20 protein-coding genes are annotated in these 21,912 nt (G+C 74.1%); 9 read left to right on the top strand and 11 right to left on the bottom strand.

Features of this window, described 5'->3' with window-relative positions:
* Nucleotides 1–92 precede the first annotated feature (92 nt).
* Together ACQPYN_RS19620 and ACQPYN_RS19615 are read left to right on the top strand one after the other, a co-directional pair.
* Entirely contained in the window at nucleotides 93–665 is a 573-nt protein-coding gene (locus tag ACQPYN_RS19620; RefSeq protein ID WP_433026358.1) for a helix-turn-helix transcriptional regulator, read from the top strand.
* A 62-nt stretch (nucleotides 666–727) separates the two neighbouring features.
* Complete coding sequence (locus ACQPYN_RS19615) at nucleotides 728–1,552, top strand: alpha/beta fold hydrolase (RefSeq protein ID WP_433026355.1); 825 nt, start codon at nucleotides 728–730, stop codon at nucleotides 1,550–1,552.
* Between the two features lie 51 nt (nucleotides 1,553–1,603).
* Here the strand turns inward: ACQPYN_RS19615 and panB are convergent, their stop codons facing one another.
* Nucleotides 1,604–2,440, bottom strand: coding sequence for a 3-methyl-2-oxobutanoate hydroxymethyltransferase (gene panB / locus ACQPYN_RS19610; RefSeq protein ID WP_433026353.1), 837 nt, complete (start codon nucleotides 2,438–2,440; stop codon nucleotides 1,604–1,606).
* A gap of 201 nt (nucleotides 2,441–2,641) precedes the next feature.
* Between panB and ACQPYN_RS19605 the strand changes: the two genes are divergently transcribed.
* Together ACQPYN_RS19605 and glnA (ACQPYN_RS19600) are read left to right on the top strand one after the other, a co-directional pair.
* The gene (locus tag ACQPYN_RS19605; RefSeq protein WP_433026351.1) at nucleotides 2,642–4,237 is read left to right on the top strand and encodes an alpha/beta hydrolase; all 1,596 of its coding nucleotides are present in this window, start codon (nucleotides 2,642–2,644) and stop codon (nucleotides 4,235–4,237) included.
* A gap of 115 nt (nucleotides 4,238–4,352) precedes the next feature.
* Nucleotides 4,353–5,696, top strand: a complete 1,344-nt coding sequence (gene glnA / locus ACQPYN_RS19600) for a type I glutamate--ammonia ligase (protein WP_433026348.1) — start codon at nucleotides 4,353–4,355, stop codon at nucleotides 5,694–5,696.
* Here glnA (ACQPYN_RS19600) and ACQPYN_RS19595 read toward each other — a convergent pair.
* The gene (locus tag ACQPYN_RS19595) at nucleotides 5,693–5,896 is read right to left on the bottom strand and encodes a DUF4177 domain-containing protein (RefSeq protein WP_274190247.1); all 204 of its coding nucleotides are present in this window, start codon (nucleotides 5,894–5,896) and stop codon (nucleotides 5,693–5,695) included. The two genes, glnA (ACQPYN_RS19600) and ACQPYN_RS19595, sit on opposite strands and share 4 nt — an antisense overlap.
* A 57-nt stretch (nucleotides 5,897–5,953) precedes the next feature.
* On the opposite strand from ACQPYN_RS19595, the gene ACQPYN_RS19590 reads away from it, so the two are divergent.
* Nucleotides 5,954–9,046, top strand: coding sequence for a bifunctional [glutamine synthetase] adenylyltransferase/[glutamine synthetase]-adenylyl-L-tyrosine phosphorylase (locus ACQPYN_RS19590; protein WP_433026345.1), 3,093 nt, complete (start codon nucleotides 5,954–5,956; stop codon nucleotides 9,044–9,046).
* 290 nt (nucleotides 9,047–9,336) lie between these two features.
* Here ACQPYN_RS19590 and ACQPYN_RS19585 read toward each other — a convergent pair whose 3' ends face one another.
* On the bottom strand, nucleotides 9,337–9,957 hold the full coding sequence (locus ACQPYN_RS19585; protein WP_433026342.1) for a tetratricopeptide repeat protein: 621 nt from the start codon (nucleotides 9,955–9,957) through the stop codon (nucleotides 9,337–9,339).
* A complete protein-coding gene (locus ACQPYN_RS19580) occupies nucleotides 9,954–10,691 on the bottom strand; it encodes a S1 family peptidase (protein WP_433026339.1) in 738 nt (245 codons plus the stop codon). The genes ACQPYN_RS19585 and ACQPYN_RS19580 overlap by 4 nt, the downstream gene beginning before the upstream one ends.
* Before the next feature lie 230 nt (nucleotides 10,692–10,921).
* Between ACQPYN_RS19580 and ACQPYN_RS19575 the strand changes: the two genes are divergently transcribed.
* Nucleotides 10,922–11,266, top strand: coding sequence for a hypothetical protein (locus tag ACQPYN_RS19575; RefSeq protein WP_433026336.1), 345 nt, complete (start codon nucleotides 10,922–10,924; stop codon nucleotides 11,264–11,266).
* Nucleotides 11,267–11,326: 60 nt separating this feature from the next.
* Nucleotides 11,327–11,527 (top strand): hypothetical protein, encoded by a 201-nt coding sequence (locus ACQPYN_RS19570; RefSeq protein WP_433026333.1) that lies wholly within the window; start codon nucleotides 11,327–11,329, stop codon nucleotides 11,525–11,527.
* A gap of 70 nt (nucleotides 11,528–11,597) precedes the next feature.
* On the opposite strand, the gene glnA (ACQPYN_RS19565) is transcribed toward ACQPYN_RS19570, so the two are convergent.
* Nucleotides 11,598–13,019: a type I glutamate--ammonia ligase gene (glnA, locus tag ACQPYN_RS19565; RefSeq protein ID WP_433026330.1), complete on the bottom strand. Its 1,422-nt coding sequence runs from the start codon at nucleotides 13,017–13,019 to the stop codon at nucleotides 11,598–11,600.
* A 229-nt stretch (nucleotides 13,020–13,248) separates the two neighbouring features.
* Here glnA (ACQPYN_RS19565) and ACQPYN_RS19560 point away from each other — a divergent pair, with 229 nt between their 5' ends.
* Entirely contained in the window at nucleotides 13,249–13,797 is a 549-nt protein-coding gene (locus ACQPYN_RS19560) for an RDD family protein (protein ID WP_433026327.1), read from the top strand.
* A 17-nt stretch (nucleotides 13,798–13,814) separates the two neighbouring features.
* Here ACQPYN_RS19560 and ACQPYN_RS19555 read toward each other — a convergent pair whose 3' ends face one another.
* On the bottom strand, nucleotides 13,815–14,561 hold the full coding sequence (locus ACQPYN_RS19555; RefSeq protein ID WP_433026324.1) for a DUF4191 domain-containing protein: 747 nt from the start codon (nucleotides 14,559–14,561) through the stop codon (nucleotides 13,815–13,817).
* Between the two features lie 50 nt (nucleotides 14,562–14,611).
* A complete protein-coding gene (gene lipA / locus ACQPYN_RS19550; protein WP_433038965.1) occupies nucleotides 14,612–15,595 on the bottom strand; it encodes a lipoyl synthase in 984 nt (327 codons plus the stop codon).
* Nucleotides 15,596–15,726: 131 nt separating this feature from the next.
* On the opposite strand from lipA, the gene ACQPYN_RS19545 reads away from it, so the two are divergent.
* Nucleotides 15,727–16,668 carry an LLM class F420-dependent oxidoreductase gene (locus ACQPYN_RS19545; protein ID WP_433026321.1) on the top strand — a complete coding sequence of 314 codons (942 nt, stop codon included), beginning with the start codon at nucleotides 15,727–15,729 and terminating at the stop codon, nucleotides 16,666–16,668.
* A gap of 88 nt (nucleotides 16,669–16,756) precedes the next feature.
* On the opposite strand, the gene lipB is transcribed toward ACQPYN_RS19545, so the two are convergent.
* From lipB to sucB, 4 genes are all read right to left on the bottom strand, one after another.
* Complete coding sequence (gene lipB, locus ACQPYN_RS19540) at nucleotides 16,757–17,518, bottom strand: lipoyl(octanoyl) transferase LipB (RefSeq protein ID WP_433026318.1); 762 nt, start codon at nucleotides 17,516–17,518, stop codon at nucleotides 16,757–16,759.
* Nucleotides 17,515–18,792, bottom strand: a complete 1,278-nt coding sequence (locus ACQPYN_RS19535; protein WP_433026315.1) for an NAD(P)/FAD-dependent oxidoreductase — start codon at nucleotides 18,790–18,792, stop codon at nucleotides 17,515–17,517. The genes lipB and ACQPYN_RS19535 overlap by 4 nt, the downstream gene beginning before the upstream one ends.
* Nucleotides 18,789–19,679, bottom strand: a complete 891-nt coding sequence (locus ACQPYN_RS19530) for a TIGR01777 family oxidoreductase (protein WP_433026312.1) — start codon at nucleotides 19,677–19,679, stop codon at nucleotides 18,789–18,791. Before ACQPYN_RS19530 ends, ACQPYN_RS19535 begins: the two co-directional genes overlap by 4 nt.
* 238 nt (nucleotides 19,680–19,917) lie before the next feature.
* Nucleotides 19,918–21,882 (bottom strand): 2-oxoglutarate dehydrogenase, E2 component, dihydrolipoamide succinyltransferase, encoded by a 1,965-nt coding sequence (gene sucB / locus ACQPYN_RS19525; protein ID WP_433026309.1) that lies wholly within the window; start codon nucleotides 21,880–21,882, stop codon nucleotides 19,918–19,920.
* Between the last annotated feature and the right edge of the window lie 30 nt (nucleotides 21,883–21,912).

The following is a 21,912-nucleotide window of genomic DNA, read 5'->3' as shown; positions in this document are numbered from 1 at the left end:
ACCGCGGCCGCGCTGCCCGCGTACGACGAGGCCGTCGACCACCTGCGCCGCGCCGAGGCGACGAGCCCGACCCCGGGGTGGGGGAGCGGGCGGTGCTCCGTACGGCGGTCGCGCCCGGCGACGCCGGCCCGCGGGAGGAGCTGCGCCGTTCCGACGTGCTGGTCCAGGCGCTCAACCGCGGCGCGCTGCACCTCTGCGACGCGGTGGCCGCCGCCGAGCGGGGCGACGACCCCGCTCCCGACCTCGCCGCGGCCGACGACCTCCTGGCCCACCGGCCCTTCTTCCGCCACCTCCTGCGCTGCTTCCTGCTCGAGCACACCGTGCTCGGCGACCCCGTCCCCGTCCTGCACGAGGTCCTGGCGTGGGCGGCCGGCACCGAGGAGGTGCGGCTCGCGGAGTGGTGCCGTGAGCGGTTGCGGGGCCTCGGGGCGCCGGTGCCGCGCCCCCAGCGCGACGTCGTCGACGTCCCGCCCGTGCTCCGGGCGCGGGGCGTCACCGGGCGGGAGATGGAGGTGCTGCGGCTCGTGGGCGCGGGCCTGGGCAACCCGGAGATCGCCGCGCGGCTGCACCTGTCACGGCGCACCGTCGAGACCCACGTGGCGAACCTCCTGGCCAAGACCGGCGCGGCGAGCCGGGTCGAGTTGCGGAGCCGGCTCCCACGCTGAGCGCCCTGGATCCGTGAGCCTCACGGATACGCCGCGGCACGGCGCCGAGCAGGGTCGGAGCCATGACACAGACACGCGAGATCACCACCGGCACCGTCGACGTGGGCGACGCCCGACTGCGCTACCGCGAGCGGGGGACGGGCGCTCCCGTCCTGCTCCTGCACGCCGGCGTCTTCGGCGACTGGTTCGCCCCCGTCTTCGACGAGCCCGCCCTCGACGGGGTGCGCCTCGTCGAGGTGCACCGCGCCGGGTACGGCGACAGCTCCACGCCGGAGACGCACCTGACCTTCGCCGACCACGCCCGCCAGGCCCGCACGCTCCTGCGCGAGATCGGCATCGAGCGCGCCACGTGGGTCGGGCATTCCTCGAGCGCGAGCATGGCGCTGCAGGGCGCGATCGACGCGCCCGAGGCCGTCGAGCGGCTGGTGCTCCTGGAGCCGGCGCCGAGCCCGGCCGGACCGTCGTCGGAGGAGCTCGTGCGCACGGCGGTCGGGCCGGCTGTGGGCGCCGCGCAGTCCGGGGACCTCCGGGGCGCGGTCGACACGTTCCTGACCGGGGTGTGCGGGCCGGACTGGGCCGCCGTCGCCCGGCAGCGCCTCGGCGACGACGCGATGGAGCGCATCGTCCGCGACGCCCGCTTCTTCTTCGCCGACGAGGTCGTCGCGGCGATGGAGTGGACGATCGACGAGTCGACGGCGGGGCAGGTCCGCACGCCCACGACGCTGGTCCACGGCGCCGCGCCCGCCACGAGGGCGCACGAGGAGACCACGCGCACGCTGGCCGGCTGGCTGCCGAACGCCGAGCTGATCGCCCTGCCGGGCGTCGGGCACTCCCTGCCGCTCGAGGACCCGGCCCTGGTCGCGAGGACGGTGGCTGACGCCATGTGAGCACTTCGAGGTGCTCCAGCACTCCGAAGTGCTCACATGGCCGAAGGCCACCTAGTCGAAGCTGTGCTCGGGGCCCGGGAAGACGCCCTCGCGCACCTCGCGGGCGTAGGAGCCCGCGGCGTCGGCGAGGACGGAGCCCATGTCCGCGTAGCGCTTGACGAACTTCGGCGTGCGGCGCGCGGGGTCGGAGAGGCCGACCATGTCGGTCCACACGAGCACCTGGGCGTCGCACTCCGGTCCCGCGCCGATGCCGACGGTCGGGATCGGCACCTCGGCGGTCACCCGCTTGGCGACGTGCGCGGGCACCATCTCGAGCACCACCGCGAACGCGCCGGCCTCGGTGACCGCGCGGGCGTCGGCGAGCATCTTGTCCGCCGCGTCCTCGCCCCGGCCCTGCACGCGGTAGCCGCCGAGGGCGTGCTCGCTCTGCGGGGTGAAGCCCAGGTGGGCCATCACGGGGATGCCCGCGTCGACGATCGCGCGGATGCGGTCGGCGTAGTGCGCGCCGCCCTCGAGCTTCACGGCGTGCGCGCCGCCGCTCTTCATGAACTCGACGGCCGTGGTCACGGCCTGCTCGACCGAGACCTGGTAGCTGCCGAAGGGGAGGTCGGCGACGACGAGGGCGTGCGGCGCGCCGCGCACCACGGCACGGGTGAGGATCAGCAGCTCCTCGGTGGTCACCGGCACGGTGGTGTCGTAGCCGAGCACGGTGTTGCCGGCGGAGTCGCCGACGAGCAGGACGGGCACGCCCGCCTCGTCGAAGATCCGCGCCGTGTTCACGTCGTAGGCCGTGAGCATCGGCCACCGCTCGCCGCGCGCCTTCATCTCCTGGAGGTGGTGCACGCGGGTGCGGCGACGCTGCGGGGGAGTGGAACCGGGTGAGGTCATCGTCGTCCGTCCTTGCCTCGAGGCCCACCGAGCGCGGCGGGTCCCCGGGTCGTCGGGAGGTTGCCGGGCCAACGCTCGCACCGCCGGGCCGACCCGGCCGCCCGCTGGGACCAGCCTCACAGTGGGACGTCGGACACCCCGTCGTACCGCTCGGGAAGCCCGTCACCGGACGGTCACGGGGCCCGTGGCAGGGTGATCGCCGTGCGATCCACCGCGAGCCGGCACCGCCGTCGTCCGAGGGCCCTCGTCGCGGCCGTGGTGGGGATCGCCGCCGTCCTGCTCGGGGGATGTGCGCAGGTCGTCCCGGGTGTCGCGGTGCCCGACCCCGCCGGGAGCGCTCCGCCCGGGCTCGAGGCCTTCTACGGCCAGCAGCTCGCCTGGGGTCCCTGCGCGCCGTTCGCCGCCACGGAGGAGGACCGCCAGATCTACGCGGACCCCTCGCTGCAGTGCGCGCGCCTGCAGGTGCCGCTCGACTACGCGGCCCCGCAGGGCCGCACCGGCACGATCGCCGTGCTGCGCCACGCGGCCCCGGCCTCGCCGGAGCGCATCGGCTCGCTCGTGATCAACCCCGGTGGTCCGGGCGCCTCGGGCATCCAGACCGCCGCGTACCTCTCGACGTCGCTGGCGTCGACGGAGGTCGGGCGCCGCTTCGACGTCGTCGGCTTCGACCCCCGCGGCGTCGGGGAGAGCGAGCCGACGATCCGCTGCCTCGAGGGCCCGGAGCGCGACGCCGACCGCCGCGACGACGACACCGACTCCTCGCCCGCCGGCGTCGCCCAGACCGAGACCGAGGAGCGCGAGACCGTCGACCGCTGCGCCCAGCGCACCGGCGCCGACGTGCTGGCCAACGTCGGGACGCGCGACGTCGCCCGCGACATGGACGTGCTGCGCGCCGCGCTCGGCGACGCCCGGCTGACCTACCTCGGGTACTCCTACGGCACCCGGATCGGCTCCACCTACGCCGAGCAGTTCCCCCGCAACGTGCGCGCGATGGTGCTCGACGGCGCGCTGGACCCCGACCAGGACCCGGTGACGGAGCTCGTCGAGCAGGGCCGGGGCTTCCAGGGCGCGTTCGACGCCTTCGCCCGCGACTGCACGACCCGCCCGAACTGCCCGCTGGGCCAGGACCCGGCGCAGACGACGGCCGCGTACCAGCAGCTCACCCGCCCGCTGATCACCGCGCCGCTGCCCCTGCGCGACGGCCGGGTGCTCTCCTACGCCGACGCCCAGCAGGGCACGATCAACGCGCTCTACGTCGAGGCGTACTGGCCCCGGCTGGTGCGTGCGCTCAGCGACCTGCGCGCCGGCCAGGGCTCGCAGCTCATGACGCTGGCCGACGAGTACTACGAGCGGAACCCCGACGGCACCTACGCCTCGTCGCAGGACGCCTTCGAGGCCATCCGCTGCGTCGACGACCCGCGCATCACCGACCCCGCGCAGTCGCTGGCCCGCGCGCAGGCCTACAACCAGGCGGCGCCGTTCCTCGACAGCGGCCGCGGCGTCTCGGCGGCGCGCGACAGCTGCGCCTTCTGGCCCGTGCCGCCGACGAGCCAGCCGCACCTGCCGCAGGTGCCGGGCCTGGCGCCGCCCCTGGTCGTCTCGACCACCGGCGACCCGGCGACGCCCTACCAGGCGGGCGTGGAGCTGGCCCGGGCCCTGGGCGGCTCGCTGGTGACGAAGATCGGCGACGAGCACACCGCGGTGTTCCAGAACTCGCCGTGCGTCGACGCCATCGCCACGCGCTACCTGATCGACAACACCCCGGCGCCGCCGAACGCGACCTGCCCGGCCACGTAGGTACGGGGTGACAGGGGAGACGGAGCGATCAGGGGAGCACGCCGGTAGGGGGAGTCGACCGTTGTGATCCGGGCCCCGCTTTCGGGGATCTGAACGCACACCTAGGGTCTGGCCCATGGATCGCCAGCAGGAATTCGTCCTGCGCACGCTCGAAGAGCGCGACATCCGCTTCGTGCGGCTGTGGTTCACCGACGTGCTGGGGTACCTCAAGTCGGTGGCCGTCGCGCCCGCCGAGCTCGAGGGCGCCTTCGCCGAGGGCATCGGGTTCGACGGCTCGGCGATCGAGGGCTTCGCGCGGGTCTACGAGTCGGACATGGTCGCGAAGCCCGACCCGTCGACGTTCCAGGTGCTGCCCTGGGAGACCGCGGGCGGCGGGCACTACTCGGCGCGCATGTTCTGCGACATCACGATGCCCGACGGCTCGCCGTCCTGGGCCGACCCGCGCCACGTGCTGCGCCGCGCGCTCTCGCGCGCCGCCGAGGCCGGGTTCACCTGCTACGTGCACCCCGAGATCGAGTTCTACCTGTTGCGCGACCTGCCCGGCGACGGCACGCCCCCGGTGCCGGCGGACACCGGCGGCTACTTCGACCAGGCGAGCCACGACGCCGCGCCGCACTTCCGGCGCCGGGCGATCGAGTCGCTCGAGGCCATGGGCATCTCGGTGGAGTTCAGCCACCACGAGGGCGGCCCCGGCCAGCAGGAGATCGACCTGCGCTACGCCGACGCCCTGACGATGGCGGACAACATCATGACGTTCCGCTACATCGTCAAGGAGGTCGCGATCACCCAGGGGGTGCGCGCGTCCTTCATGCCCAAGCCGTTCACCGAGCACGCGGGCTCGGCGATGCACACGCACATCAGCCTGTTCGAGGGCGACCACAACGCCTTCCACGACGCCTCGGAGCCCTACGAGCTGTCGAAGACGGGCAAGGCCTTCGTGGCCGGGGTGCTGCGCCACGCCCGCGAGCTCTCGGCGGTGACGAACCAGTTCGTCAACTCCTACAAGCGCCTCATCGTCGGCGGCGAGGCCCCCACCACCGTGTGCTGGGGCCACGCCAACCGCTCGACGCTCGTCCGCGTCCCGATGTACTCGCCGGGCAAGGCGTCGTCGCGCCGCGTCGAGGTGCGCACCATCGACACCGCGGCCAACCCGTACCTGGCGTACGCGGTGATCCTCGGCGCCGGGCTGAAGGGCATCGCCGAGGGCTACGAGCTGCCGCCCGCGGCCGAGGACAACGTCTGGATGCTCTCCGAGGGCGAGCGCCGGGCGATGGGCTACGAGACGCTGCCCCAGAACCTCGACGGCGCGCTCGCCGCGATGGAGCGCTCGGAGCTCATGGCCGAGGCCCTCGGCGAGCACGTCTTCGACTTCTTCCTGCGCAACAAGCGCGCGGAGTGGGACGCCTACCGCCGCAACGTCACGCCCTACGAGCTGGCGACGTACCTGCCCACCCTCTAGACGGGCCGCTCGAAGGTGACCAGGAGGCCCTCCACGCCGCCCGGGCCGAGGCGACCCTTGACGTCGGCGGCCGTGATGGCCTTGAGCTGCCAGCCGTCGGCCGCCTCGTCGTTGAGGATGCGCTCGAGCTTGTCGTCGGAGAGCTTGCCGCCCATCAGGCCCTCGCGGACCTGCACGACCTTGTACTGGAACCGCTGCATGCCCGCGATCCTGCCAGCGGACGGGCCTGGCGGGCCCGGTGCTGGAAAGCTCGGGGCATGACCGAGTCCGCGCCGTCGAGCCGCCCCGCCGGACGCACGGGGCGGGCCCCCGCCCGGCTCGGTCTCACCGACCCGGACGCGGGGACGCGGCTCGCCGACCTGGGCTGGTGGGACGGCGACGCCCCCGTCGAGGGCACCGAGCTCGCGGTGTGGGCCCTCGCCCGCAGCCCCGATCCGGATCTCGCGCTGCTGGCGCTCGAGCGTCTGCGCGAGTCGCTCGACGAGGCGGAGTGGGCGGCGCTCGCGGAGGCGCTGCGCGGCGACCAGGGTCTGCGCGGCCGCCTGTTCGGCGTGCTCGGGGGCTCCACGGCGCTCGGCGACCACCTCGTCGCCCACCCCGAGCGCTGGCGCAGCCTGCAGAGCGAGAGCACGCCCGGGCGCACCTACGACCCCTCGGTGCTGCCCGACCTCGAGGAGCGCACGCGCACGCTGCTGACCGCGGTGGGCGCCGAGGACGGGGACGCCGTGCCCCGCGCCACCGTGCTCGAGCCCGCCGGGGTCGGCGTGCTGCGCCTGGCCTACCGCGACGAGGTGCTCGCCCTCGCCGCCGCCGACCTGCAGTCGGTGTGCGAGCCCGAGCTGCCGGTGGTGCCGGTCGAGGTCGTCGCGGCCCAGCTCGCCGACCTCGCCTCGGCGGGCCTGCGGGCCGCGCTGGCCGTCGCCGACGCCACGGTCGCCGACGCCCTCGGCACCAAGGACGACCGCGAGCCCGGCGACCCGCTCCCGTGCCGCCTCGGGGTCATCGGGATGGGCAAGTGCGGCGGCCGCGAGCTGAACTACGTCAGCGACATCGACGTGATCTTCGTGTGCGACGGCCCGACGGACGTCGCCACCCGGCTCGCCTCGACGATGATGCGCATCGCCACCGAGGCGTTCCTCGAGGTCGACGCCAACCTGCGTCCCGAGGGCCGGCAGGGGGCGCTGGTCCGCACCCTCGACGGCCACGTCTCGTACTACAAGCGCTGGGCGAAGACCTGGGAGTTCCAGGCGCTGCTCAAGGCCCGCCCGGTCGCCGGCGACGAGGAGCTCGCCCGCGAGTACTGCGAGGCCGTCGACCCCATGGTGTGGAGCGCCGCCGACCGCGACGACTTCGTCGCCGACGTGCGGGCCATGCGCCGCCGCGTGGAGGACCACATCCGCGCCGACCACGCCGACCGCGAGATCAAGCTCGGCCGCGGCGGGCTGCGCGACGTCGAGTTCGCCGTCCAGATGCTGCAGATGGTGCACGGCCGCGGCGACGAGACGATCCGCAGCCAGAACACGCTCGAGGCCCTGGCCGCGCTCGCCGACGGGGGGTACGTCGGCCGCGACGACGCCGCCAACCTCGCCGCGTCCTACCGCTTCCTGCGGATGCTCGAGCACCGCGTGCAGCTGCAGAGGATGCGGCGCACCCACCTCTTCCCGCCCGACGACGACACCGCGGGCCTGCGGTGGCTCGCCCGCGCGGCCAAGCTGCGCGCCGACGGCTCCCGCGACGCCGTGGGGGTGCTCCAGCACGAGCGCTCGCGCCACACGGTGCGCGTGCGCCGCCTGCACGAGAAGCTCTTCTACCGACCGCTGCTCGAGTCGGTGGCCCGGGTGCCGGGTGAGGACCTGGTGCTCACCAGCGAGTCGGCCAACCGGCGGCTCAAGGCGCTGGGGTGGACGTCGCCGCAGGGCGCGCTCGGGCACCTGCAGGCCCTGACCAGCGGGGTCAGCCGCGCGAGCCGCATCCAGCGGGCGCTGCTGCCCGTGCTCCTCGACGAGCTCGGTCACACCGCCGACCCCGACCACGGGCTGCTGGCGTACCGGAAGGTCTCCGAGGCGCTCGCCGACACCCCGTGGTTCCTGGGCTACCTGCGCGACGAGGGCGTGGCCGCCGAGCGGCTGATGCGCGTGCTCGGCACCTCGCGCTGGGTGGCCGAGCTGATGCCGCGCACCCCGGAGGTCCTGCGGCTGCTCGCCGGCGACGGTCCGCGCGCCGACCTCGTGGCCCGGCGGCCCGAGGAGGTCGCCGCCTCCCTGCGCAACGCCGTCGGCCGCCACACCGACCCGGCGTCGGCGGGCCAGGTCGGCCGGTCGATGCGCCGTATCGAGCTGGTGCGCGTCGCGTGCGCCGACCTCCTCGGCCTGATCGACGTCACCGCGGTGTGCGAGGCGCTCTCCAGCATCTGGGTGGCGGTGCTCCAGGCCGCGCTCGCGGCCGCCGAGCGGGGCCTCGCCGACGGCGGGGGCCCGCCCCCGGCCCGGATCGCCGTCATCGGGATGGGGCGGCTCGGCGGCGGGGAGCTGGGCTACTCGTCGGACGCCGACGTCCTCTTCGTCTGCGAACCGGCCGACGGTGTCGACGACGCGGAGGCCGTGCGCCACACGAAGGCCGTCGCCGAGGCCGCGATCGCCGCCCTCGGCGCGCCGAGCCCCGACCCGCCGCTCGAGGTGGACACCAAGCTGCGTCCCGAGGGCCGCAGCGGCCCGCTCGTCCGCACGCTCGCGTCGTACCGGGACTACTACGCGAAGCTCGCGAGCACCTGGGAGTACCAGGCCCTCCTGCGCGCTCGCCCCGTCGCGGGCGACGAGGCGCTCGGGGCGGCGTTCGTCGAGGCCGTCGACCCCTACCGCTACCCGGCGGACGGGCTGCCCGACGCCCAGGCGGTGGAGATCCGGCGGATCAAGGCGCGCGTGGACAACGAGCGCATGCCGCGTCGGGCCGACAAGGCCCTGCACACCAAGCTCGGCACCGGTGGGCTCGCCGACGTCGAGTGGACCGTGCAGCTCCTGCAGCTCCAGCACGCCGGCTCCGTGCCGTCGCTGCGGACACCGTCGACGCTCGAGGCCCTCGACGCCGCCGCGAAGGCGGGCCTGCTCGACGCCGGCGACGCCGAGGAGCTCGCCGCCGGCTGGACCATGGCGACCCGGGCCCGCGGCGCCGCCACCCTGGTGCGCGGGCGCCCGACCGACGAGGTGCCGCACTCGGGGCGCGACCTCGCCGCCGTCGCCTCCGCGCTGGGCCACGACGCCGACGCCGACCCCGGCGAGTTCCTCGACGAGTACCGCCGCGTCACCCGCCGCGCCCGTGCCGTCGTCGACCGGGTGTTCTACCTGGTGGACTGAGCCGGGCTGGTGCACCTCCTGGTGCACCTCCGGTGCCAGCGCTGCGTCCACGCTGGCACTGGACGCCAGGATCGCCACAGGCTCGCCGGCGCGACACGCCGGTCGGTCGCACCGGGGCGCACCCGACCTCGCCCCGCACGACGGGCACGTTGCGCATGATCACCGAGCCTGCCGGCCTGCCGAACGTGCCCGTCGCGCGCGCTGAGCGACCTGCCCCGTCCCGGAACGCGCGAACGGCACCCTCGCTCCGTCGAACGAAGCGAGGGTGCCGTCCGCTGCGGTGCGGTGCCTCAGCAGACGGTGTCCGTGCGGGACGGAGGCTCGTCGACCGGGGTCGCCCGACGCGTCGGGAACGGGTCGTGGGGGAGCCGGGCGACCGGGATCGGGCCGGTCGGCGGGTCGACCGGACCGTGGGGGAAGCCGACGTGCGGCCCGTACGGACTCGCCGGCAGGGGCGCGGGCCACGTCGCCGGCGCCGCCCCGGGCACCACGCGGCGCCGCCAGCGGACGACGATCGTCGTCACCACCCCGCCCACGAGCAGCACCAGCAGCGTCGAGCCCCCGACGACACCCCACAGCAGCGCGCGCCGCTCGCTCGCGTCGCCGTCGCGGGCGTAGGCCTGCTCGGCGAGGGCGAGCTGGTCGCGCGCCCGGCCGTGGTCGGCCCGCAGCCGCACGGTCTCGCGGAAGGCGGCGACGGCGTCGGCGTTCTCTCCGGTGGCCCGGTGGTCCAGGCCCGCGCGGAAGGCGACGTCCACGGGACCGGGCTCGGCCCGCACACCGCGGCGGTCGAGCATCGTGCGCAGCGTCGAGGTGGGGGCGACGACGTCGAACGCGTCCGCGCTGCCGGGGCGCGTGCTGTTCAGCCCGACCACGCGGCCGGCGTCGTCGACCGTGGGACCGCCGCTCATGCCGGGGGCCCTCCCGCGCTGACCTCGACGACCGGGCCGCCGCCGCGGGTCCGCACCGCGGAGACCGTGGCGTCCTGCCAGCTCGGCGCCTGGCCCGGCTCCGTCGCGCGGTCACGCTCGCCGGGGTAGCCGACGGCGGTGACCGGGGTGCCCGGCGTCGGGTCCCCGCCCGTCGCGAGGGTGGCGGTCGGGAAGTCGGTGCCGTCGACGTCGAGCAGGGCGACGTCCCCGCGACGGATCGGCTCCGCGTCGACGATGCGGGCCGGCATCCGGGTCCCGGTCCCTGCGGTGTCGGCGCGGACCGCGGTGACCGTCCGGTCGATCGGGCTGCCGGGCGTCCGGCCCTCGAACTCGTAGCGCAGGAGGATGAAGGCGTAGAGCCGGTCGCGCGGGCCGACCCCGCGCGCCTCGAGCTGCCGGGCGAGGTCGCGGGCCATGGCGTTGCGGATGTCGTCGGGGTGCACGCAGTGGCCGGCGGTGGCGATGTGCCCGTCGCCCGACACCATCACCCCCGAGCACGTGCCGGTGACCGCGACGGTGCCGATCTGGCGGCCGGTGCCGCGCTCACGGACCACGGCGTCACTGCGGGTCTCGACGTACGTGACCGCGGGCAGGACCTCGGCGACGACCCGGTCGCGGGGCGGTGCGGACCCGGCGGGCGGGACGGCCGCGGCGGCCGGCGGGGCGGTGAGGAGGAGGGACGCGCCGGCGACGGCACTGGCGAGGACGGACATCCACGGACGGTTCATGGGGGGCTCGCTTCTCTGGGTCGACCGCGGGACCAGGGGCTCTGACCTGCGGTGACGTCGAAACTACGAAGCGCGACGGCCCCCGGGATGCGTAGGACTACGGGCCCGGACCAGGGGTTTCCGCGGGCGCGCCCGCGCGTGAGGTGCGCCGCGATCGGGGGTGCGTCCGGCCGGGTGGGTGGCGTTCGGGCCGTCGATGACCGACGATCGAACACGTGTTCGATGAGCGCGGTCCGGCGCAGCGCCGCAACGACCGGTCCGGCGCGCTGCAGCGCGACGAGGTCAAGCGCGTCTGGGTCGACCTCGCGATCGCGTATCCGCGCCCGGACGAGCAGCCCGTCCGTCCGATGCCCGAGGGCGTCGACCTCCAGAGTCGGGTCCCCGGCGAGCTGCTGGCCTGGCGCCGCACCACGACGGGGGAGTGGGTGGGCTGGGTGTGCCTGCCCGTGCGGCGCGGCGAGGAGATCCGCTACGTCTACCAGTACGTCGTCGCGGCGGCCCTGTCGCTGCGCGAGGACGTCCCGGACAAGAGATCACACGACGGTTCCCCCGGTCGTTGACCGAGCCGCTGAGCAAGCCGCCGACCAAGCCGCTGACCCTGTCGTGCCAGCATGGCGGGCATGTTCTCGGCACTCGGTCTCACCACGATGCGCGGCTGTGTGATCGGCTGGGTGATCAGCGCCGTGTTCCTGGTCGTCGGCCTCGTCTTCACGTTCACGCCCAACCCGGTGATCGGGATCGTGCTCTTCGCCGTCGGCGTCGTGGGCATCGTCCTCGTGACCCTCGCCGTCCTGCGCGTGCGCAAGGGGCAGGCCGGCTGACCCACGGACCGGGACGCACGACGGCCCGGCCACCACGAGGGTGACCGGGCCGTCGGCACTGCTCAGGAGATCAGCAGTTGAAGTACAGCTCGAACTCGTACGGGTGCGGCCGCAGGCGCAGGCCGGTCACGTCGTCGCGCTTGAGCTCGACCCACTTCTCGATCAGGTCCGAGGTGAACACGCCACCCTCGAGCAGGTAGTCGTGGTCGGCCTCGAGGTTGTTGATCGCGGCGTCGAGGCTGGCCGGGACCTGCGCGATCTCGGCGGCCTCCTCGGGCGGGAGCTCGTAGAGGTCCTTGTCCACCGGCGTCGGCGGCTCGATCTTGTTCCGGATGCCGTCGAGGCCCGCCATCATCATGGCGGCGAAGGCCAGGTACGGGTTGCCCGACGAGTCGGGGCAACGGAACTCGAGGCGCTTGGCCTTCGGGTTGTCGCCGGTGATCGGGATGCGGACGCACGCCGAGCGGTTGCGGTTCGAGTACACGAGGTTGATCGGGGCCTCGAAGCCGGGCACCAGGCGGTGGTACGAGTTGATCGTCGGGTTCGTGAACGCGACGAGGCTCGGGGCGTGGTGCAGGATGCCGCCGATGTAGTGGCGGCCGAGGTCCGAGAGGCCCGCGTAGCCGTTGGCGTCGTAGAACAGCGGCTCGCCACCCTTGAACAGCGACTGGTGGCAGTGCATGCCCGAGCCGTTGTCGCCGGCGATCGGCTTCGGCATGAAGGTGACGGTCTTGCCCGCCTGCCACGCCGTGTTCTTGACGATGTACTTGAACAACTGCAGGTCGTCCGCCGCGTGCAGCAGCGTGTTGAACTTGTAGTTGATCTCGGCCTGACCACCGGTGCCGACCTCGTGGTGCAGCTTCTCGAGCTCGAAGCCCGAGTTGATGAGGTTGGTGCCGATCGCGGCGCGGAGGTCCGAGCTCTGGTCGGTCGGCTCGACGGGGAAGTACCCGCCCTTCATGGACACCTTGTTGCCCTTGTTGCCGCCGACCTCGTCGCGACCGGTGTTCCAGTGGCCCTCGATCGAGTCGACCTCGTAGAACGTGCCGTTCGGCTTCGAGTCGTAGCGCACCGAGTCGAAGATGTAGAACTCGGCCTCGGGACCGAAGAAGCACGTGTCGGCCACGTCGACGGTGGACAGGAACTTCTCCGCCTTGCGGGCCACGTTGCGCGGGTCGCGGCTGTAGGCCTCGAGCGTCAGCGGGTCGTGGACGAAGAAGTTCATGTTCAGCGTCTTCTGGGCCCGGAACGGGTCGATCCGGGACGTCGCCGGGTCGGGCAGCAGCGTCATGTCCGACTCGTTGATGCTCTGGAACCCGGTGATCGACGAGCCGTCGAAGGCCAGGCCGTCGGTGAAGACGCCCTCCTTGAGCTCCGACGCCGGCACCGTGAAGTGCTGCATCTGGCCAGGGAGGTCACAGAACCGGACGTCGACGTACTTCACCCCCTCGTCGGAGATGTACTTGAAGACCTCGTCCTGATTGTTGAACACCCTCGGTGGCTCCTTCACACGCTTGCCGGGACGACGGGGGTCGAGTGGTCAGCGGAGGGCACCGTACCCACCGATCGTGGGCAAGGTCCGTGACCGTTCCAGGTGATCCCGACGCTAGGTCGGTGCTGTTGCTCGCCCGTCACCAGCATGTTTCACAGCAGTTAACGCGCACTGGGTGGCCGCGCGACGACGCAGCGCCCCCGGCCCCCGACGGCCGTAGCCTGTCACGGTGTCGTGGTTTCGTGAATGGCTGGACGGCGCGGGACGACCCGCCGGCGGTGACACGGCCGGTGAGGTGGCCACCGAGGGTCCCGCCCGGCCGGCCGGACGCACCCGGCCGGCCTCCCCGCCGTCGGACCGCGGCGAGGCGCCCGACGCCGACGGCTATCCCGGTGAGCGGTTCGGGCTCCCCGAGACTGGCCCCGGCTCCGTGGCGACGCTGCTGCGCCGCGGCGGGCAGTTCCTGCTCGACTCGCTGCTCGCCGGCGTCATCGCGCTGATCTTCACCTACCCGGCGCCGCCCCAGAACTGGAGCCTGCTGACCTGGGCGATCCTGATGGTCGTGCCGGTGGCGGTCATCGGGGCGACGCCCGCGATGGCGCTGCTGGGGATGCGCGTCGTGCGCCTGGACCGTCCGGAGTCGACCGGGGTCGGCCTGCTCTGGACGCTGGTGCGCACGGCCTCGGTGTTCTTCATCGTGCCGGCCCTGATCATGGACAGGGACTCGCGCGGCATCCACGACCGCGCGAGCCGCACGGTGGTCATCCGGACCCGCTGACGGCGACCGACCCAGCGCTACCGCCGGCGAGCGGTGCGCTGCATGCCCTTCATCTGCTGGGCGCCCTTGGGCATCGGGCCCTTCGGCATGGCCGGCCCGCTGCGGCTGGCCAGGGCGGCGAGGCGCTTCTCGACGGTCTCCATCTGGCTCTTGTCGATGTTGCGCGGGAGCTTGGTGACGTAGCGCTGGAGCTTCGAGAGCGGCACCTGGCCCTCCTCGTCGCCGACGAGGACCTCGTAGATCGGCACCTGCCCGACGATGCGGGAGACGCGCTTCTTCTCCTGCGCGACGAGGCCCTTCGTCCGGTGCGGCACCCCCTCGGCGACCAGGATGACGCCGGGCCGGCCGATGACGCGGTGCACGGCGTCCAGCTGCGTGGTGCCGGCGACGGCCTGGGTGACGCGCCACTGGCCGCGCATGTTGTCGAGCGCCCAGCCGGCGGCGCCGGGCTGGCCCGCGGCCTTCGCGTAGACGTTCTTCTGCACCCGGCGACCGAAGATGATCACGGCGAGGAGGACGCCGAGCAGGACGCCCGTGGGCAGCAGGAACCACTCCTGGCCGATGAGCAGGCCGATGCCGAACAGGACGAGGGCCGTGACGACGACCGCCCCGATCATCAGCGGCAGGAGGAGCTTGTCCTCCTTGCGCTGCATCTGGAACGCCTGCCAGATCTGGCTGAACCGCTCACGGCGCGCGGCCTTCGCGGCCTGCTTGGCGGCCTTCTTCTCTTCCTTGCTCGCCGCACCGGAGCCCTGCTTCGCCATGCGCACCATTCTGCCCTACGGGGGCATCACGCCGTCCACGCAGCGTGGGGTCAGGAGCGCGAGCGCGCGATCACCTCGCCGACCTCCTGGCGGGCCGGTCCCTCCTCGGCGAGCTCGGCCATGCCCTCCGGCAGCGCCTCGCCGCGGGCGATCTTCGCCTGCGCGTAGAGGCGCCCGGCGCGGTACGACGAGCGCACGAGCGGGCCGGCCATGACGCCGGGGAAGCCCATCGCGAGCGCCGCGTCCCGGTGCTCCACGAACTCCTCGGGCTTGACCCACCGCTCCACGGGGTGGTGGCGCAGGCTCGGCCGCAGGTACTGGGTGAGCGTCAGCAGGTCGCAGCCGGCGTCGTGCAGGTCCTGCATCGTCGTCGTGACCTCGTCGGGCGTCTCGCCCATGCCGAGGATCAGGTTCGACTTGGTCACGAGTCCGGCGGCGCGCGCCTTGCGGATCACGTCGAGGCTGCGCTCGTAGCGGAACCCCGGGCGGATGCGGCGGAAGATGCGCGGCACGGTCTCGAGGTTGTGGGCCAGCACCTCGGGGGCCGCGTCGAAGACGGGGCCCAGCTGGTCGTCCCGGCCGTCGAAGTCGGGGATGAGCAGCTCGACGCCGGTGCCGGGGTTCTGCGCGTGCACCTGGCGGACGGTCTCGGCGTAGAGCCACGAGCCGCCGTCCTCGAGGTCGTCGCGGGCGACGCCGGTGATCGTCGAGTAGCGCAGGCCCATCTGCCGCACCGACTCGGCGACCTTCTGCGGCTCCATCCGGTCCAGCGGCGAGGGCTTCCCCGTGTCGATCTGGCAGAAGTCGCAGCGCCGGGTGCACTGCTCGCCGCCGATGAGGAAGGTGGCCTCGCGGTCCTCCCAGCACTCGAAGATGTTCGGGCAGCCGGCCTCCTCGCACACCGTGGCGAGACCGGAACCCTTCACCAGGCCCTTGAGCTCGGTGAAGTTCGGGCCCGTGGCCACGCGCGTGCGGATCCACTCCGGCTTGCGCTCGATGGGCGTCTGGGAGTTGCGGACCTCGAGCCGCAACATCTTCCGTCCGCGTGCAAGATCCTGGCTGGGGCCGACCGTCACGGCCTCGACCCTACGCCGCACGGACGTGTCCTTCAGACCGATGTGGGCGGGGAAGGTTCGGACCGTGACCGGATGACTACCCTGATCGTGTGGACCTCCGGATCTTCACAGAGCCCCAACAGGGCGCCGCCTACGAAGATCTACTCAGAGTCGCGAGGTGCGCCGAAGAGGCGGGCTTCGACGCCTTCTTCCGCTCCGACCACTACCTCGCCATGGGCGACGCGAACGGGCTCCCGGGGCCCACCGACGCCTGGCTGACCCTCGCCGCCCTGGCGCGCGAGACGAGCACCATCCGCCTCGGGACGCTCATGACGGCCGCCACCTTCCGCTTGCCCGGTCCGCTGGGCATCACGGTGGCGCAGGTCGACCAGATGTCGGGCGGACGCGTCGAGCTCGGCCTGGGCACCGGCTGGTACGAGGCCGAGCACCGGGCGTACGGCATCCCCTTCCCGCCCCTGCGCGAGCGCTTCGGGATGCTCGCGGAGCAGCTGGAGATCCTCACCGGGTCCTGGCGCACGCCCGTGGGCGTCACGTACTCCTTCGCCGGCGAGCACTACACGTTCGACGACAGCCCCGGCCTGCCGAAGCCGTTGCAGACCCCGCACCCGCCGATCATCGTCGGGGGCAACGGGCCGTCGCGGACGCCGAGGCTCGCGGCGGACTTCGCCACCGAGTTCAACATGCCGTTCGCCGGCCTCGAGGCCCTCGTCGAGGGCCAGGAGCGCGTCGACACCGTGTGCCGCGAGCGCGGCCGCGACCCGGCGACCCTGGGCCGCTCCACCGCGCAGGTGCTCTGCGTCGGTCGCGACGAGGCCGAGGTGGCCCGCCGCGCGGACGCCATCGGCCGTCGCCCCGACGAGCTCCGCGCCAACGGCATCGCGGGCACCCCGGGCGAGGTCGTGGACAAGATCGGCACGTTCGGCGAGCGCGCGGGGATGCAGCGCGTGTACCTGCAGGTGCTCGACCTCTCCGACCTCGACCACCTCGAGCTCGTGGCCTCGGAAGTGGCGTCCCAGCTCGCGGCGGCCTGAGAGCCCCGCCTCGGTGTCAGTGGCGGACGGTCGCAGACATTGAGCGTCCGTAGTCTTCCGTCGATCACCGAGCGGGAGTGCTCGCGCGTCAGGCCCCGGCCGGCGTGCCCACGCGCACGGTGAGGCCGCCGACGGTGACCTCGGTCGCCGTGTCGGGCGCAGGCTCGTCCACGGTCAGCGTGCGCTCGGTGACCTCGAGGTCGCCCTTCAGGGCCGCCAGCACCGCGTCGCGGGTGGCCGCGCGCACCTCGTCGACACCCACGCGGCGCCCGAGCTCGGCGGTGAGGCTCGTGACCCCGGCGTCGCGGATGCCGCAGGGCACGATCGCGCCGAACGCCGCGAGGTCCGGGTCGGCGTTCAGGGCGAAGCCGTGCAGCGTGACGCCGCGCGCCACGCGCACGCCGATGGCGGCGATCTTGCGGGCGGGCGCGCGGTCGTCGGCGGGCAGCCACACGCCGCTGCGCCCGTCGATCCGGCCGGTGGCCAGGCCGTAGGAGTCGCACACGGCGATGAGCGCCTGCTCCAGGCGACGGACGTGGTCGACGACGTCGAACGGCTGGGCGAGCCCGATGATCGGGTAGCCGACGAGCTGGCCGGGGCCGTGCCACGTGATCTTGCCGCCGCGGTCGACGTCGATGACGGGCGTGCCGTCGGCCGGGCGCTCCTCGGGCAGCGTGCGCTTGCCCGCCGTGTACACCGAGGGGTGCTCGAGCAGGAGGAGCACGTCGGGGCCACCGTCGACCCGCGCGTCGGCGTGGGCGCGCTGGCGGTCCCAGGCCTCCTGGTAGTCGACGGTGCCGATCTCGTGCACCTCGACGGGCTCGGCGGCGGCGCGGCTGGAACGGCTCACGGGCTCGACGGTACCCCGGCGGCGAGGAACCGGAGGGCCTCCTGCGCCGTCCGCCGCCCGCTGACCAGCGCGCCCTGCACCGAGGGGGTGTCGCGGTGGTCGCCGGCGACGAACAGGCCGTCGCCCACGTCGACGGGGTGCTGCAGGCCGGCCGGGGTCGGGGGGATCGCGGCGGGCAGGGCGCGGGGTACGCGGACCGTCGCCAGCTCCTCCCAGGCGCCGACGGGCGTGCCCCAGATGCGCGCGAGCTCGCGCCGCAGCTCGGACCCCGGCAGCGGCTCGGGGCCGAGGACGGTGCTGGCGACGAGGTGCCGGTGGTCGGGGGAGTAGGACGGCGCGGCGGCGGTGAGCACCATGGTGTTGACCACCGGCCCGCCGGCGCCGTCGAGGTGCAGGAGCGCCTGACGGGTCGGGGGCTCGGGCGCCACGTGGTACTGCGTGGTCAGCGCGAACGTGCGCGGCGGCGGGACGCGGCCGGTGAGCAGCTCCGACGCCGCGGTGCCCTCGGTCGCGACGATCACCGCGCCGGCGCGCACCGTGCCGCGCGCCGTCTCCACGAGCCCGGGAGTGACCCGCTGTACGGGGGTGTCGAGGTGCACCGTCCCCGCCGGCAGCCGGGCGGCGAGCTGGGCCGGGACCGCGCCGATGCCGCGCGAGGGCAGCGTCAGGTCGCCGAGGGCGAAGCTGCGCCAGAACAGGGAGAACACCCGCGAGGAGGTCTCCAGGTCGCGGTCGCCGAGCACGCCGTTGAGGAACGGGCGCAGGAAGGTCTCGGTCGGCGCGCCGCCGAGGCCCCAGCGGGCGAGCTCGTCGGCGGTCGAGCGCTCGGGGGCGCGGGCCTGGGTCCGCGGTGGCACGACCAGCGAGCGCACGGCCAGCGCGGCGATCCGGGCCTTGGCGCCGACCCCGAGCAGCCCGTCGAGCGCGGTGCGCGGCGCCCACGAGGGCACGCGGCGCGGGTCGGCGAGGCGGTGCAGGCGGCCGTCGGCGTCGCGGACGGCGGCGCCCGGGACGAAGCGCCGCAGGTCGAGGGCCTCGAGGTCGACCGACGCGCGCAGCGCCGGGTACGACGTGTTGAGGATCTGGAACCCGCGGTCGACGAGGAACCCGTCGACGACGTCCGTGCGCACCCGCCCGCCGACACCGTCACCGGCCTCGCACACGACGACCGACCGTCCGGCCCGCGCCACCGTGCGCGCGGCCCGCAGCCCGGCGAGCCCGGCGCCGACCACGACGACGTCGACGGCATCGGGCAGGGGCTCCGGGACCGTCATCCGTCGAGCACCGCGTGCAGGGCCTCCGAGAGCGTGCCGTGACGGAACTCGAAGCCCTCGCGCTCGAGGACGCCCGGCAGGACGCGCTGGCTCACGAGCACGCCCTCGTCGGCGAACTGCCCGAGCGCGGCCCGCATCGCGAACCCCGGGACGACCCAGGGCGCGGGGCGGCTCATCTGCTCGGCGAGCACGCGGGTGAACTCGTCGTTGGTGACCGGGTCGGGCCCCGTGGCGTTGAGCGGACCGGAGACCGTGTCGTGCTCGAGCGCCCACACGATCGCGCCGATCTCGTCGTCGAGCGAGATCCACGGCCAGTACTGGGTCCCGGGCCCGAGCTTCCCGCCGAGCCCGAACTGGAACAGCGGCTTGATCCGGCCCATCAGCCCGCCCGACGGGGAGAGCACCAGGCCGGTGCGGACCAGGACGACGCGCGCCCCGCCGTCGACCGCGGGCTTGGTGGCGGCCTCCCAGTCGCGGCAGAGGTCGGCGAGGAAGCCGGTGCCGCGACGGGCGGTCTCGTCGACGGCCATCGCGCCCGTGTCGCCGTACCAGCCGACCGCCGAGCCGTTGACCAGCGTGGGGACACCGTGCTCGACGACGGCGCGGGCGAGGACGTCGGTGGGGATCATGCGGCTGTCGCGCAGCTCCTGCTTGCGCGCGCCGGTCCAGCGCTTGTCGCCGATGCCGGCGCCGCACAGGTTGACCACGGCGTCGGCGCCCTCGAGCGCGCCCGGCGCGAGGTGCCCTGCGGCCGGGTCCCAGCCGCGCTCGTCCGGGGCCTGGGGGGTCCGGCGGACGAGACGGACGACCTCGTGCCCGGCCTCCCGCAGGCGGGGGACCAGGGCGGTGCCGATGAGTCCGGAGGACCCGGCGATGACGACGCGCATGGGGTGATCGTCGCGGAGTGTCCGGCCCGACGCGACCCGGGGTCGGCGTTCGGCCGTGTCGCGGGAGGACCGGGCCCCGTTCCGCGCGAAGGGCACCTTCAGGCGGCTAGAGCGGCGAGGGGCGCCCTCCGTCGGAACGGCGCGGCTCGGGGCGGGCTCGGGACAGGACGACCGAAGGGCACCTTCGCGCGGCTAGAGCGCGTGAAGGTGCCCTTCGGTCAGAACAGGTGCGCGCGAGCTACAGGCCCAGCTCGCCCTCGAAGGCACCGCCCTCGAGGCGGTCCTTGATCGTCGTCAGGAAGCGCGCGGCGTCGGCGCCGTCGACGATGCGGTGGTCGTAGGACAGGCACAGGTAGGCCGTCGACCGGATGGCGATGACGTCGCCCCCCGAGTCGTCCTGGAGCACCACCGGCTTCTTCACCACGGCACCGGTGCCGAGGATGCCGACCTGGGGCTGGTTGATGATCGGGGTGTCGATCAGCGCGCCCCGCGAGCCGGTGTTCGTGATGGTGAACGTGCCGCCCGAGAGCTCGTCCGGCGTGATCTTGTTCGCCCGGGTGCGGTCCGCGACGTCGGAGATCTTGCGGGCGAGCCCGGCGAGGTTGAGGTCCCCGGCGTCGTGGACCACCGGCACGATCAGGCCGGCCGGCGAGTCGACGGCGATGCCCAGGTGCTCGGCGCCGTGGTAGGTGACCTCGCCCTTCTCGGTGTCGATCATCGCGTTGACCTGCGGGTGGGCCTTGAGGGCCTCCACGGTGGCCAGCGCCATGAACGGCAGGAACGAGAGCTTGACGCCCTCGCGCTTCTGGAAGTCGGCCTTCGCCCGGTCGCGCAGGCGCGCGATCCGCGTGAGGTCCGCCTCGACCACGGTCGTCAGCTGGGCGGAGATCTGCAGCGACTCCACCATGCGCTTGGCGATCGTCGCCCGGCGCCGCGAGAGCTTCTGCGTCGTGCCGCGCAGCCCCGAGGTGTCCGGCGCGGGCGCGCCGGAGGAGCCACGGGAGCCGGACGCGGACGGCTTCTGCACCTCGCCGCCGTGCACCGCCCCGCCGCCGGAGCCGCCCGAGGCCTGCGCCGCAGCCGGGGCGTCGCCCGCCGGAGTGGCTGCGGCGCTGTCCTGCTCGTCGGCGGCCTTGACCACGTCCTGCTTGCGGATGCGGCCGCCGACGCCGGTACCGGTCAGCGACGACAGGTCCACGCCGCGCTCGGCGGCGAGCTTGCGCACCAGCGGCGTGACGTACGGCGAGCCGCTCGCCTCGTCGCCCGCGGGGGCGGACGCCCCGTTGCCCTGCGTCGAGGCCTGCGACGGGGCCTTCTGCGCACCCGCGTTCGCGGGCCCGCTCGGGCCGGTGGGCTGCTCGGTCTCGTGGGAGACGTAGTCGTCGGCGCCGGACGCGGCCTGGGCGCCGGCCGGGGCCTGCGCGGGCTCCGGCTCGGCCGGGCGCTCGGGCTCGGGGCGCGGGTCCTCGCGCGGCGGGGCGGACTCGGCCTGCTGGGCCTCGGCCTGCTGCGGCTCCTGCTGGGTGGGGGCCGGCGAGCCCCCGCCGGACGCCTGCGAGGCGTCGCCGATCACGGCGAGGGCGCCGCCCACCTCGACGGTGTCGTCCTCGCCGGCGCGCAGCTCGAGCACGGTGCCGGCGACGGGCGAGGGGATCTCGGTGTCGACCTTGTCGGTGGACACCTCGAGCAGCGGCTCGTCGACCTCGACGGTGTCGCCGACCTGCTTGAGCCAGCGGGTGACCGTGCCCTCGGTGACCGACTCGCCCAGCGCGGGCATCTCGACGGTCGTGCTGGCCCCGCCGGACGAGCCGCCCGACGACGCCGCCGCCGCGGGCTGGGGCTCGGGCTCGGACTGCTGCTGGGGCTCGGGCTCCGGCTCGGACTCCTGCTGGGGCTCGGGCTCCGGCTCGGACTGCGACTCCTGGGCCGGCTGGGCGTCACCACCCGACGAGCCACCGCCCTCGCCCTCGTCGCCGATCACGGCGAGGTCGCCGCCGACCTCGACGGTGTCGTCCTCCTGCGCCACGATCCGCTGCAGCACCCCCGCCTGGGGCGAGGGGATCTCGGTGTCGACCTTGTCGGTGGACACCTCGAGCAGGGGCTCGTCGACGTCGACGTGGTCGCCCTCCTGCTTGAGCCAGCGCGTCACCGTGCCCTCGGTGACGCTCTCCCCGAGAGCAGGCATCTGGACGGTGTAGGCCATCGTGCTCGTGACTCCTCGTCGATCTCGCGG

The sequence above is a fragment of the Actinomycetospora sp. CA-053990 genome, assembly GCF_050948445.1.
Taxonomy (GTDB): domain Bacteria; phylum Actinomycetota; class Actinomycetes; order Mycobacteriales; family Pseudonocardiaceae; genus Actinomycetospora; species Actinomycetospora callitridis.
Note: the sequence above shows the minus strand (reverse complement) of the source record. Positions and strands in the feature narration are given on the sequence as shown.